Origin of the sequence: Streptomyces tardus (assembly GCF_018101125.2) — a bacterium.
Taxonomy (GTDB): Bacteria; Actinomycetota; Actinomycetes; order Streptomycetales; family Streptomycetaceae; genus Streptomyces; species Streptomyces tardus.
Genome location: NZ_JAELVF020000001.1, coordinates 3053647 through 3067257 on the forward strand (window position 1 = coordinate 3053647; position 13611 = coordinate 3067257).

10 protein-coding genes are annotated in these 13611 nt (G+C 70.8%); 8 read left to right on the forward strand and 2 right to left on the reverse strand.

Translation table 11 applies throughout. The features are described from left to right. Window positions 1-556: 556 nt before the first annotated feature. From JGS22_RS13075 to JGS22_RS13100, 6 genes are all read left to right on the forward strand, one after another. Window positions 557-1810, forward strand: coding sequence for a glycosyltransferase (locus tag JGS22_RS13075; protein WP_211040694.1), 1254 nt, complete (start codon window positions 557-559; stop codon window positions 1808-1810). A 271-nt stretch (window positions 1811-2081) separates the two neighbouring features. After that, complete coding sequence (locus tag JGS22_RS13080) at window positions 2082-3548, forward strand: aminotransferase class I/II-fold pyridoxal phosphate-dependent enzyme (RefSeq protein WP_211040695.1); 1467 nt, start codon at window positions 2082-2084, stop codon at window positions 3546-3548. Beyond that, the gene (locus tag JGS22_RS13085) at window positions 3545-4786 is read left to right on the forward strand and encodes a class I SAM-dependent methyltransferase (protein ID WP_211040696.1); all 1242 of its coding nucleotides are present in this window, start codon (window positions 3545-3547) and stop codon (window positions 4784-4786) included. Before JGS22_RS13080 ends, JGS22_RS13085 begins: the two co-directional genes overlap by 4 nt. Then, window positions 4776-5504: an ABC transporter ATP-binding protein gene (locus JGS22_RS13090; RefSeq protein ID WP_211040697.1), complete on the forward strand. Its 729-nt coding sequence runs from the start codon at window positions 4776-4778 to the stop codon at window positions 5502-5504. Before JGS22_RS13085 ends, JGS22_RS13090 begins: the two co-directional genes overlap by 11 nt. Further along, on the forward strand, window positions 5501-7645 hold the full coding sequence (locus JGS22_RS13095; protein ID WP_211040698.1) for a hypothetical protein: 2145 nt from the start codon (window positions 5501-5503) through the stop codon (window positions 7643-7645). The genes JGS22_RS13090 and JGS22_RS13095 overlap by 4 nt, the downstream gene beginning before the upstream one ends. Further along, on the forward strand, window positions 7642-8862 hold the full coding sequence (locus JGS22_RS13100; RefSeq protein ID WP_211040699.1) for a beta-ketoacyl-[acyl-carrier-protein] synthase family protein: 1221 nt from the start codon (window positions 7642-7644) through the stop codon (window positions 8860-8862). Before JGS22_RS13095 ends, JGS22_RS13100 begins: the two co-directional genes overlap by 4 nt. An 83-nt stretch (window positions 8863-8945) precedes the next feature. Here the strand turns inward: JGS22_RS13100 and ygiD are convergent, their stop codons facing one another. Beyond that, the gene (ygiD, locus tag JGS22_RS13105; protein ID WP_216814975.1) at window positions 8946-9806 is read right to left on the reverse strand and encodes a 4,5-DOPA-extradiol-dioxygenase; all 861 of its coding nucleotides are present in this window, start codon (window positions 9804-9806) and stop codon (window positions 8946-8948) included. A 381-nt stretch (window positions 9807-10187) separates the two neighbouring features. Here ygiD and JGS22_RS13110 point away from each other — a divergent pair, with 381 nt between their 5' ends. Then, window positions 10188-10835, forward strand: a complete 648-nt coding sequence (locus JGS22_RS13110; protein ID WP_211040700.1) for an ester cyclase — start codon at window positions 10188-10190, stop codon at window positions 10833-10835. Between the two features lie 44 nt (window positions 10836-10879). Here JGS22_RS13110 and JGS22_RS13115 read toward each other — a convergent pair whose 3' ends face one another. Then, window positions 10880-11776: a bifunctional helix-turn-helix transcriptional regulator/GNAT family N-acetyltransferase gene (locus JGS22_RS13115; RefSeq protein WP_211040701.1), complete on the reverse strand. Its 897-nt coding sequence runs from the start codon at window positions 11774-11776 to the stop codon at window positions 10880-10882. Window positions 11777-12055: 279 nt separating this feature from the next. Here JGS22_RS13115 and JGS22_RS13120 point away from each other — a divergent pair, with 279 nt between their 5' ends. Beyond that, the gene (locus tag JGS22_RS13120) at window positions 12056-13303 is read left to right on the forward strand and encodes a beta-1,3-glucanase family protein (protein WP_372454308.1); all 1248 of its coding nucleotides are present in this window, start codon (window positions 12056-12058) and stop codon (window positions 13301-13303) included. The last annotated feature ends 308 nt before the right edge of the window (window positions 13304-13611 follow it).

The window sequence follows — 13611 nt, forward strand, 5'->3', positions numbered from 1 at the left end:
CACCTCGTGGAGTTGTGAGTGACACACGTCACTTCTCGAGCGTATGGGTCGTTTGTCGATGATCGTCCCCGCGTCGTCCGCGTGGCGCTGGCGTGGTGATTTGTCGAATGCGGACTTTTGGCGCGCCGACCGGTCGTTTCCATTCCGCTACGGGATTGCACTGCGGTACGCGTGAGTAACCGTCAGGCGGAGCGGCATCGCCCTTGACGACCATGGAATGGCGGATAGGCTCATTTCCACGATCTGGCGCACTCCAATGGCTGCGCCGCGCACGGGGGATGATCTTCATGAGGGAATTCATAGGCGCATCCATTGCGCCGTTCAATCGCTTACGTCGCAGGTGTGTCGATGCCGGGCCGGGCCGGCCCGTGTCGCTCCGCTGACGGATCCGACGGCTGCTCATTCCGAGCGTGTTCCACGCTTGGCGCGCCCGCGCCCGCCCGGACGCCTTCCGATGCGCCCACGGCAACCGGACGTGCCCTGCTCCGCAACGAACCGTCACCGCTCCTGTCGCGCGCCCCGGCGCGCCGGGGCCGCCGCCTTCGGGGACAGCGCCATGCCGCAACGCATTGTTTTCGCGCCGGAGACATTCAATCTGGCGGAAACAACCAGGGCTATCGAGGTTGCACGCCATCTGACCGCGAAGCCGGGTTGTGAAGTTGAATTCCTCGGTTATTCCGAGGAGTTCGCCGGTCTGATTCGAGAGGCCGGATTCCGATTTCGCCCCCTCTCCCCGCGGCTGAGCCGCGAGGAGGCCCGACAGCTCATCCGGGTCGATCAGGGCAAGGGGGTGCGCCATCCGTTCACCGAGGACGTGGTGCGCCGCAGGGTTCGCGCGGAGATTGCCGCCTACGAGGAGTTCGGCGCCGAGGCGGTGGTGATCGGGGCGACCATGAGCGCCTTCGTCTCCGCCAGGGCGTACGGGATCCCACTGGTCTTCCCCAAGCCGTACGCCTACTCCCTGCCGCATCTGCGGCAGCTGCGGGAGGTGCCGCTGCTGGCCGGTCGAGGGCCGGTGCGACGCGGGGTCAACCGCGGTGCGGCGGGGCTGGTCAGAGCGGTGGCGCCACGGGTGATGTGGAAGCCCCGGGCGTTCCGCACCGTGCCGAAGGAGTTCGGCGTCGCCCTGCCGGGGCCGACGCTCGCCGCTCTGGAGGCGGACCACAACCTGCTCACCGAGATCGGGGCGGTCATGGACACGGACGTCGCGCGGAGTCTTCCGGCCAATCACCGGTTGATCGGCCCGATCTTCGCGAGACTGCCGGGTGCGGTGCCCGAGCGCGTTCTCGAACTCGCCGCGGGGAAGCGGCCGTTGGTCTATCTGGCGCTGGGCAGCTCGGGGAACAGAGCGCTGCTGATGCGGCTGTTGCGGGCACTGGAGCGGCTTCCGGTCGAGGTGGTCGCCCCGGTGCGCGGCTATCTCGGTCCGGCCGACCTCGCCCGCGTACCGCGCAACGTCCACCTCACCGAGCTGCTTCCGGCGCACCGGCTGGGCCCGTACATCGACGCCTCGATCCTGCACGGCGGCCAGGGGTCCGTGCAGACCGCGTGCCTGGGAGGGAAGCCGTTCGTCGGGCTGCCCCTGCAGTTGGAGCAGCGGTTCAACGTCGAGGCCTGTGCGCGCTACGGGAACGCCGTACGCCTCTCGCCCTCGACGGTGACGCAAGCGGGGCTGGCCCGTGCGCTCAGCCGCTGTCTGCACTCCGAGCCGATGCGCGGGCGCGCACGTGAACTCGCCGCCGTCGCGGCCCGGGAGGACGGCGCGGTCAACGCCGCGCGCTTCCTCCGAGAGCTGCTTCCCGTGAGGTGAGGCCGGGCCTCCCGGCGCTCCTCTCCACCCGCTTCCACCCGCGTACATCGCTTTCGTCCAGCGAGCCGTCCGCAGAGCCGGCCCGCACTGTCCCTGCGCCTGCCTGCCCGGATGCCCCGGTGTGGCTTCCGCCCACCCACTGTGTGTCACACACGGCGATTCGCTCGTCACCCAATGCGTCAAGGCTGTTCGGTGCCCGCCTCACCGCATGGGCGCCACCGTTCCGCACCGCCACAGACACCGCCATCGCCATCGCACACGAAGGAGAACCATGTCCGACATCGAGCACGACCTGCTGCAGGGCATCGCGCAGATAGGCATGTTCCAGCCCGAGGAGATCCACGGGCCCGACCTCCTCATCAGGGACCTCGGCTTCGATTCCCTGATGGTGATGGACCTGATCTCCAGCATGACGAAGAAGTACCCGCTGCTCGGAGACCTCAGCGCCGACCACGAACTGTTCCGCGACGACGTCGCCGTGGACGCCCTGCGCGGCGCGCTCCGGCAGTTGACCGGTACGCCGGTCGCCGCCGTGCCCCGGCAGCGGGCCGGTATCGAGCGGATGGAGTCGGTGACGGCGTTCAACGCCTTCCTGGACGCCTCGCCGCACCTTCCGTACTTCATCCCGCACGACGGGGTGGCCGGCGCGCACGTCTCCGTCGGCGGGCGGGAGCTGGTCAACTTCGCCAGCTACAACTACCTGGACTCCAACGGCGCCCCGCAGATCACCGACGCCGTGCGCGCCGCGGTGGAGACCTACGGCAGTTCGGTCTCCGCGAGCCGGATCATCGGTGGCGAGATCCCGCTCCACCGCGAACTGGAGCGGGAGATCGCCGACTTCATCGGGGTCGACGACGCGGTGCTCCAGGTCGGCGGCCACAGCACCAACGTCAACGTGCTGGGTCACCTCTTCGGGGAGAACGACCTGATCCTGCACGATTCGCTCGCCCACAACAGCATCATCCAGGGCGCACTGCTCTCGGACGCCAAGCGCCGCCCCTTCCACCACAACGACATGGGCCATCTGGCGCGCGAACTGAAGCGGCTGCGCCCGCGGTTCCGCAACATCGTGGTCGTCGTCGAGGGCGTCTACAGCATGGACGGCAACATCTGCGACCTGCCGGAACTGGTGAAGCTCAAGGAGGAGCACGACGTCTTCCTGATGGTCGACGAGGCGCACTCCTTCGGCACGATGGGAGCCTCCGGGCGCGGCATCTGCTCGCACTTCGGCATCTCCCCGGAGCGTGTCGACATCCTGATGGGGACGCTCAGCAAATCGTTCAACAGCTGCGGCGGCTACCTCGCCGGCAACCGCGACTTCGTGCGCTATCTGCGCTACAACCTGCCCGGCTTCGTGTTCAGCGTGGGGATGACGCCCGCCAACACCGCGGCGGCCCTGGAATCCCTGCGGATGAGCGCGCACAACCCGCAGTGGCAGGACGAACTCCACTCCTCGGCGGCCCGGTTGCTCGAAGGCGTACGGGCGCTGGGCTTCGACACCGGGCTGAGCGACGGCACCCCGATCGTCCCCCTGATCACCGGCGACACCGCGCGTGCGGTGGAGCTGTCGAAGGAGCTGGACGCCGCCGGGGTCTTCGTCGCGCCGATCACCTACCCCGCGGTGGCCGAGTCGGAGGCGCGGCTGCGCTTCTTCGTCTCCCGCGGCCACTCGCCCGCCGACATCGACCACACCCTGTCCGCCCTCGCCACCCTCCGAGAGAAGCAGCCCGCCGCATGAAGATCACCGCACTGGAGGCCGCCCGGCACCGGCTCGCCGCCCGTCCTCCGCACCGTCCGATCGCTTCCCTGCTGACCCGCGCCGCGCACCTGGCGGGAGAGCGCAGCAGCCCGCTGTTCCAACTGGTGGTCCTGCACCGTCTGAAGGGCTTCCTGCGCCACATCGTGGTCTCGGTGATCCGCCGCGAGTTCCCCGACGGGGATCTCACGCCGCGAACCGGGATGTCCGAGGAGATCCACCACGATCTGCTGGCGCTCGCCGAGAACCTGGGGGTGGTGCGTCTCCAGCAGCGCGCGCCCCGGGCACGGCTGCGCCCCGACTACGCGGCCGTGGTGCGGTCCGAGGACCCCGCCGCACAGGACACGCCCGCCTGGCGGCGCGACCGCGCCGACTATCAGCGGATACGCGAACTGGTCGCGCGCGGCGGGGTGTTGGAGGAGGACCGGGGTGAGGACACACCGCCCCATCTGCGCCGCGACGATGTGCACTACCTGATGGTGCTGTGCCGCTACATCCTCGAACTGGAGGAGATGAGCCTCTACGAGCAGGTCAAACCCTCCTTCGACACGGTCTTCTACTCCGACCTCGGCGAACTGGCGTACCGGCTCTACACCTCCGGCTCCTACCGGAAGCTCTGCCGCCGGCTGCAGCCCGCCTCGTTCCTGGACATCGGCTGCGGCGAGGGCCGGCATCTGGAGCCGCCGGCGCAGCTGCGCCCCGCGCCCCGGGTGGTCGGGGTGGAACTGGACCCGAAGGTGGCGGAGTCGGCCAGGGAACGGCTGGCCGGCCGGGTGGACGCGGAGGTCGTCTCCACCGACCTCTTCGAATGGCGCACCGAGGAACGCTTCGACATGATCCTCAGCAGCTACATGCTGTTCTATCTGGACCGCTCGCGGCATGTGGAGTTCTACTCCCGGGTGCGCGAACTGCTGGCACCCGGCGGCACCTACGTGGTGGGCCAGTACTTTCCCGACTTCCAGGAGTACCAGCGCGCGCTGATCGACCGCTACTCGCCGGCTCCGCGCATCCAGCGCTGGGCCTCGGAAACCGGGAACTCGCTGCTGCTGGCGGAGGTGCTGCTCAACCGCACGCTGGTGCACTTCCGTTCGGTCGTCTACTGGGACGCCTTCCGGGACGATCTGGCCGCCGCCGGACTCGCGGTCCGTGAGGTGCTGCCGGCCGACAGCCTCTACTACTCCCACTACGTGCTGATCGGCCGCGCCGACGATGAGCGTTGAGCCCTCGGCGCCGGCCGGTTCCCGCCGGCCGGCGCTGCACGCCGAAGCCCTGCGCAAGACCTTCTTCGCCGGGACTCCGAGGGAGTTCGCGGTGCTGCGCGGGGTCTCGCTCACCGTCGAACGAGGCCGGATCTGCACGATCCTGGGCCCTTCCGGATCGGGCAAGACCACCCTGCTGCGGTGCCTGTCGGGTCTGGAACCCGTCGACTCGGGCACGGTGGAGGTCGGCGGCACGAAGGTGCACGCGCTGTCCCCGCGCCAAACCCAGCGGTTCCGCCGGGAGGACACCGCCTTCGTCTTCCAGGAGTACAACCTCATCAGCGATCTGACGCTGCGGGAGAACGTCGAGCTGGACCGGCCCATGGCGCCCCGCCCGGCCGAACTTGCCGCCCGCTGGCGACTGGAGCACGTGCTGGACCACTTCCCCGACCAGTGCTCGGGAGGCCAGCAGCAGAAGGCGGCGATCCTGCGCGCGCTCAACCGGGACGTCGACGTGCTCTTCTGCGACGAGCCGACCGGCGCCCTCGACGGGACCTCGGCCGGCGAAGTGCTCTGTGTGCTCCAGGAGGTGAGCGCGAACGGTGTCACCGTCGTCATGATCACGCACAACGAGATGGTCACCGAGATCTCCGACCGGGTGGTGCGGCTGCACGACGGCGAGGTCGTCTCGGACACCGTGGTCCCCGATCCGCGTCCGGCGGGGGAGCTGGAGTGGTGAGCGACCGGCTGGACACGCTGCTCACCCGCCGCGCCCGCCGCCGGCTGCGGCGCAACCGGACGGATCTGGCGGTGCTGCTGGGCGTCGTCGCACTGGGGCTCTCGCTCGGCCTCACCTTCCTGGTGGCGGCCACCTCCTCCCTGCGCGGCATGGACGACTTCGCCGCCTCGCACCACCGGGAGGCGGGCCATTTCGAGCCCGCGTCCGGGAAGGACGTACCGCCCGAGGGCACCCCGGGCTACGAGACGACCCGGACGGCGGACGTCACCGGGCCGGGCTCCTCGGTGCTGCGGCTGGGGCAGCCCAGGGAGCGCATCAACCGCCATCAGATCGTCTCCGGCCGTGAACTGCGCGCCGCCGACGAGTTGTTGCTCAACCGGCGCTACGCCCAGGCGCACGGCATCGCGCTCGGCGACCGGATCACCGCCGGCGAGCGCCGACTGACCGTGGTGGGCTACGCGGCGGCCCCGGACCTCATCGCGGTCAAGAACAGCGAGATCGTCCTCCAGCCGAACCACGAACGCTTCGGGGTCGGTTTCGTCACCGCCGAGACCTTCGCCCACTGGCGGGAGGCGGCCCGCACCACCGTGTTCTGGGACGCCTCCGTCGACGTCGCGCGGATGAGCGGGACGTACGAGGCCGCGACCGTGCGCGACGTGCAGAACAACTCCCGGGTGCAGCAGGCGATCGGCGACTCGCAGGGGCCGCGCGATCTCGCGCTGCTCATCCTGGGGATCTTCCTCGTGATCATCTTCGCGCTGCTCGCCGTCCACCACTTCGAGAACCGCAAACGGGAGGCGGCCGACCTGGAGGCGTTCGACCTGCTCGGACACCGGCGGCGCGCCATGGCCAGACATCTGCGGGACCCACTGGCGCCGCTGCTGGTCGGCTGGACGGTGGCCTCGGCCGTGGCGCTGGCGGCTGCCGGACCGGCCATGGACATCAACGCCAAGCTCTACGACTACCCGCGGATGTCCGTGGACCTCGGAACGTGGGCACTGGCGTCGCTCGCGATCGGGCTGCTGCTCGCGCTGCTCAACTGGGCCGCGTACCGCATGTTCTACCCCGGGCGTCCCGCCAGGACGGTCCGCCGTCGACGGCTGCCGCTGGCGCGACTGCGGTGGCTGCCCGACGCCGGCTACCGGTTGCGGCTGGTGCGCGGGCTGCGCAACCCGCGCGAGCCGGTCGCGACCGTCGTGCTGCTGCTGGTGGTGGCGTTCCTGGTCAACTTCTCGCTCTCGCTGCGGGTTTCGGTCGACTCCTACCTGGAGGCGTTGGAGGACCAGACGCCGTTCAGCCACATGTACGTGCTGCCAGACGGTTCCGGCAGCGAAGGGCCGGCCCGCGGCACCGACGAGGCCGGTCGGCTCAGCACCCTCTACCACGCCTCGGGCACCGCCCAGAGCGTCTTCGAAGTGCCGCCGCGCTCACGGTACTTCGGCAGCACCACCGGCCCCGTGGTGACCAGCGCGTTCCGGGAGAAGTACGGGATCGGCACCGGGGACCTGCTGACCCTGCGCTCGCTGGACGGAACCCGCGTCCACCCGCTGCGGATCACCGGCGTCACCGACGAGACGACCTCCTCCTACGTCTATCTGCCCGCGGGCGGGCTGGCAGCGGCGGCCGAAGGAGGCGGCAGCGGCGGCACGGAGTCCGGGGTGCCGGTGCTGTTCACCGGCTCCGCCCACCCGCAGCTGGAGGGGCGCACGCAGTCGGTCGCCAAGGAGGAGATCGTCTCCTCGGGGCGCAGCATCGTGGAGATCATCAACCTGCAGATCGGGCTGCTGATCGGGCTCGCCTGCCTGCTGCTGGTCCTGATGCTGCTCGCGCTCTACCGGTTCGTGCTCGGTACCCAGCAGGAGTTCCTGCGGGTCATGCGGCTCAACGGCCACGGGCCGCGCGTCCTGGTGCGCGCCCTTTTCGGCTTCACCGCCCCGGCCGCGGTGCTCGCGGTGGTGCTCTCGCAGCTCCTCGCAGTGCGGGTGGTCCGGTGGTTCTTCGACGGGATCATGTACGACTTCAGCGCGTATGTCCCGGTTGCCTCCGGGCTCGGAGTGCCACTCCTCACCGGTGCGCTCCTGGCCCTGCTCATGTCCGTCTTCCTTCTTCACGCCCACAAGAAAATGAGGAGCCCATCATGATGCCGACCAATCAGCGCCGGGTCGTCGTGACCGGAACGGGCGTGGTCAGCCCCATCGGCCACGGCACCGAGGAGTTCTGGCAGTCGCTGTCCAAGGGCAGTACGAACTTCGTGCCCAGCGGAGTGGAGGGCATCCCGCTGGTGTCCCGGGTGCCCGACGGCTGGGACGAGGGGATCTCGCCCAAACGCCGCCGGGCGTCCGACCGTTGCACTCTGCTCGCACTGACCGCCGCCGGCGAGGCCCTGGGCCGTTCCGGACTGCTGGAGGACCCCGACAAGGCCCTGCACACAGGGGTCTACTTCGGCTCCTCCATCGGCGGGATAGGCACCATCAAGCAGGAGTTCGCCCGCGGCGCGACCGAGGGCACCCGCTCGGTGCACGCCCTGCTGGTGGTCAAGGGCCTGATGAACATGATCGCCTCCGCGATCGGCATCGAGTACGGGCTGCGCGGCGAGTCCCTGGTGACCGCCGCGGCCTGCGCCTCCGGCACGGTCGCCATCGGCGAGGCGTACCGGGCGGTCGCCTCCGGGCGGCTGCCGCGCGCGGTGGCCGGCGGCGCCGAGGCGTGCGTGCTCGACCATGTGATGGAGCCCTTCCGGAAGTTGGGCGCCCTGAACAGCAGCAGCGACCCGGAGGGCGCCTCCATACCCTTCTCCCGGCACCGCAGCGGTTTTGTGATGGCCGAGGGCGCGGGAGCGGTCGTTCTGGAGGACCTGGAGTCCGCACGCGAACGCGGGGCGCCGATCCTCGGGGAGATCGTCGGCTATGCCGCCTCCTCCGACGCCGCCGGGCTCATCACCCCCGACGCGGCGGGCGTACGGCGCGCGGTGGAAGGCGTCTTCTCCGACGACCACCGGCCCGAGGACGTCGTGTACATCAACGCCCACGGCACCTCGACCACCCTCAACGAGCGGGTCGAGTCGGAGGTCTACTCGGCCGTCTTCCCGCACCGGCCCGCGGTGTCCTCGACCAAGTCCTACTACGGCCACCCGCTCGGCGCGGCCGGTGCCTTCGAGGTGATCGTCTGTCTGGAGAGCGCCCGCGCCGGCGTGGCGCTGCCCACCCTGAACGTCAGCGGGGCGGACATCGACCGGGACGAGATCGACCTCAACCTGGTGCTGGACGAACCGGCGCCGCTCACCGACGGCCTCCTGCTCTCCAGCTCGTTCGCCTTCGGCGGCCAGAACGGAGTGCTGCTGATGCGCGGCGGCATCTGAGCCCGCCGCCGAGGCGAGTGCGGGTGCGTGCGGACGACGGGGCGCGGGCGGGTGTTGCGGTCCGTCGGATTGCGGCCCGGCGGTCAGAGGTTGGAGTCCAGGGGTGGGGCGTCGCAGCGGGAGGTCGCGGCGCCGCCGCTCGCCCCGCTGTCGGCCGGGCGGCGGTCCAGACCGAGCGTGTACGCCGTCATCGACAGCGAGCCGGCTGCGTAGCCGTCGACCAGCACGTCCAGCGGCTCGCTGTCGGCGAGGCCGGCGAGGTAGAGCAGCGGGAGGTAGTGGTCCGGGGTGGGGACGGCGAGGTCGAAGTCGCGGTGGCCGTCGAGCGCGGCGACCCCGGTCGGGTCGGATTCCAGGATTTCCCGCGCGCTCTCGTTGAAGCGGCGTGCCCAGTCGAACCCCGCGTCGGGGCGGTCGAAGTCGACGGCCCGCAGATTGTGCACGATGTTCCCGCTGCCGATGATCAGGACGCCCTGGTCGCGCAGCGGCGCGAGTCTGCGGCCGAGGTCGAGATGGTGGTCGAAGTCCTTGAAGGCGTTGAGCGACAGCTGGAGCACCGGGATCGAGGCGTCCGGGAAGGCGTGCAGCAGCACCGACCAGGTGCCGTGGTCGATGCCCCAGCTGTCCACGTCGTGGCCGACCCAGGTGGGCTTGACGACGTCCGAGACCATCTGCGCGATCTCGGGGTCGCCGGGGGCGTCGTACCGCACGTCGAAGAGCTCCTGCGGAAAGCCGTAGAAGTCGTGGATGGTACGGGGCTGGGGCATCGCGGTGACCGCGGTCGCGCCGGTGTACCAGTGCGCGGAGACGACGAGGATCGCGCGCGGGCGGGGCACCGAGCGCCCGAACTCCCGCCACGCCTCGGTGTACCGGTTGCGCTCCAACGCGTTCATCGGGCTGCCGTGCCCGAGGAAGGCGGCGGGCATCCTCGTCGTCACACTCATGGGACTTCCTCTCGACCTCTCGGCTCTCGACCCGACGGCTCCGGACCTCCGGGGACCCGGCCCGCCGGCCTCGTCGCCGGTCCTGCCTGTGCGAACCGGCGCGCACCGGTGGTTGTTCCCGGCCGGCGGCGGGTTTCGTCGGCGGAGCTGTGGGTGGCGGTGTCGGGGGCAGCGTACGGGCGGTGTGGCCGCGGGGCGGGGGAGCGTGTCGAGACGCACGGCGCCGGGCGCGTCGGCGCCGGTGTGCCGTGCAGGCGGCGGGAACGGCGGCGCGCGCTCCCTCGTTGAGAGCGTGACCATCGCAACTCCCGTATGCACGGGGCCCGTTGGACGCTGCGTGCCCATCCGGCCCCGCTCGTCACCCCCGACCAGCGAGGCGGCATGTCCCCCACGAAACCCACCGATCCCACCGGCGTCACAGAGTCCACAGGCCCCACAGGGTCCGCAGGGTCCACCGAACCCACGGACCCCACCGTCCTTCCCGCGCCCGAGGTGCTGCGGGCGCGCCAGAAGCTGGTGCTCGACCACTTCCGCGACGAGGTCGACCAGGACTGGGACGCGACCCTGGCGACCTTCCCGCACCCGCACTACGAGGTCGTCGCCACCATGACCGTCCACGACGGCGACAGCGCGGTGCGCGACTACTACCGGGCGACCCGGGTCGCCTTCCCCGACCAGCACCACGAGCTGATCGATCTGCGGCACAGCCACGACGCGGTGGTCGCGGAGTTCTGGCTGATCGGCACCCACCGTGGCCCGTTCGGCTCGCTCCCGCCGACCGGTTCACGCTTTCGAGTACGGATGACGGCGTACTTCGTCTTCGACACCGACGAGCGGCTGGTCAGCGAGCGCATCTACTTCGACTCGCTCACCCTCCTGAAGCAGCTGCTCGGCGGTGTCGACCGCAGAAAGCCGGGCAACTGGCCGCTGCTGCTCCGCTTCGCCCGCGGCGCGCTGCGCATGTCCGGCGAGGCGCCCGACCCCCGCCTTCTCGACACCACCGAGCCCGCCCACCTGCGCACGATCTGATCCGCGGTCCGGGCCGGGGCGTGCCGGACCGGATGCGGTGGTCGTCAGGCGAGATGCTTTTCGAACCAGTGGTGGGCGTAGGGCTCGTCGTTGAAGGCGGGGACCTCGGTGTAGCCGCTGGTGCGGTAGAGGCGAGTGGCCGCTTCGAGTGCCCGGTTGGTGTCCAGCCGTACGACCTTGCGGCCCAAGTCGTTGGCGCGGGACTCCAGTTGGGACAGGAGGCGACGGGCGAGACCGAGGCCGCGGGCCTGCGGGCTGATCCAGAGGCGTTTGATCTCGGCCGGGGCGTCGGCGGGCAGCTTGAGTCCGCCGCAGCCCACCGGTTCGCCGTGCAGCCGTGCGAGGAGGAACAGCCCGCGCGGGGCGCGGAGTTCGCCCGGGTCGGGCAGCAGGGTCCGGTCGGGGTCGAAGCCGCTGTCGAAGAGCTGCCCGAGTTCGGCGGTGTAGGAGCGCAGGCAGTGCACGGCGTCGGGGTGGTCGGGGTCGAGGGTCTCCACCGAGACGACGGAGGCGGTGAGCAGCCGTTCGACCTCGGCCATGGCGGCGGTGAGTCGGGTGCGCTGGGCGGGGTCGAGGGGGTGGAGCAGCGAGCCGGCGAGGTCCTGGCTGCGCGCGTCGAGCTGGGCGCGTTCCGTGCGGCCGGCGTCGGTCAGCCTCACGGTCCGTACGCGCCGGTCGCGCGGGTGGGGTTCGACCGCGACGAGGCCGTCGGCCTCCAGAGCGCGCAGCAGCCGGCTGATGTAGCCGGAATGTCGGGCCCGTACGCTGCGGACGTCGTGGGTTTCCGTGTCGCCGATCTCCCAGAGCAGCCGCGCCTGGCCGTAGGGGCGGGCGCCGCCCAGGTACTGGTCGTGCAGCACTCCGACGTGCTCGGCGACGGTCCGGTTGAACCGCCGCACCTGCTCGACCTGCTGCCCGGGTGTCCGCCGCTCGGTGTCCATTCTCTGACTCTAGTCAGGCAATAAGTGGTGCCGCAAAGAGGGCGGGGCCTGCGCGATCCGCTCGCTGCCCGCGCTGCTCGCGCGTTCTGCCCGGTCACCGGTGTGCGTCGAGGCTGCAGGGCCCCAACTGGACGATGTGCAGGCCCGGTTGCGTGTACGGCGTGCCCGGGTCGTGAGGCCCGGCACGATACCGGTACGTACCCGTTGACGGTGGCAGGGCGGGGTGTGAGCATGCGAACCCCTGAGAGCGCTCCCACCCCCACACCTCCGGAGCAGCCCGTGATCTCCCGCCGCGCACTGCTGGCCACCACCGCCGCACTCCCGACGCTGCTGCTGCCACCGGCTGCCCGCGCCGCCGCCGGGCCCGCGCCCGGCGCGGCACGCGGCGCCCCGGCCGCACCCGAGACCTGCGAACTCGCCCTCGCCAACGACTCCTCCGCCGGCGAGCTGCGCGCCTACGTCGCCGGTCTCGAACTCGGCACCGACCGTTGGATGCTGCTCCGCGAGGACGGCAGCACCTACTACCCGGAGTCGCCCGACGGACGCACTCCGCTGCCCGTCGACTGCTCCATCGCGATGCCCGCCGCCGGCGAGGAGCCCCGTGTGCTCACGCTGCCGCGGATGCACCGCGCCCGCGTCTACGTCGTGCGCGACGCCCGCCTGGAGCTGCTGGTCGACCCCGGGCCGGTACTGCTGGACGTACCGATCCACGACCCGAACGATCCGAACCACCGACTCGACTGGTTCTGGGCCGAGTTCACTTTCAACGAGCAGATGCTCTACGCCAACCTCAGCTACGTCGACATGGTGCCCCGGCTCCCGCTCGGCCTCACCCTGGAGGGCACCGGCACCCACACCGTCGCCGCCCCCGAACCGGGTGCGCCCGGACGCATCACCGACGGTCTGCGCACCCAGGCGGAGAAGGACGGCCGGCCCTGGCCCGACCTCTCGGTGCCCCACCCGGACGGCGACGGGGTGCGGCGCGTCATCGCCCCGCACATCCACCAGATACGCCACGACCACCTCCCGCCCGAGGAGATGCCCTTCGGCGACTACTACGACGACTATGCGCAGGAGGTCTGGGCCAAGTACCGGCAGGAGCCGCTGCGGGTCGACCTCCAGGGCGGACGCGGTGTGCTGGAGGGTCGCGTCGAGGGTGACACCCTGGTCTTCCCCGAGAGCGGCGACCGCTTCGAACTCCCCGTCTCCCGCGATGTGTTCAGCTGCGACCGCGGTCCGTTCACCCAGCGTCCGGACGACACCGAGGTGCGGCGCGGGCTGATGGCACGCGTCTCGGCGGCCTTCAACCGCAGCACGGTCCTCTCCCACGCGGACCAGCCCAGCGGGCCCACCGCCGAGGACTTCTACCTCGCCGAGACCACCAACCACTGGGCTCGGCTGGTGCACGAGCACACCCCCATCGGCTACGCCTTCCCCAGCGACGACGTCATGGGCGACGGCCAACCCGACGTCTCCGGCGCCGCCGCCGACCCGGAGCCCCGCCGCTTCACCGTCACCGCCCGCTGACCGCACGGGCCGGGAGCGCGATGCTCCCGCACCGCTCACCCCACGCCGGCGCCTCGCGCGTATCGCGGCCCGTGCTCCCGTGTCGCGATCCGCGAGCCGCGCGACCGGCGCCGCCGAACCCGTACCGCGGCCCGGGCGGCTCGCCCCATCGGGCGCCGCCCGCTCGTCGCACTCTTTCGACCCGAAAGGGGCACTGCCCTGAACACCGCCCGAAAGCACAGGAGTTCACGTTCCCGGCGTGGACCGGTACGACTGGTCCTCACCTTCCTCTGCGCGCTGCTCGCCGCGTCCGTCCTCGTTCCCTCGGC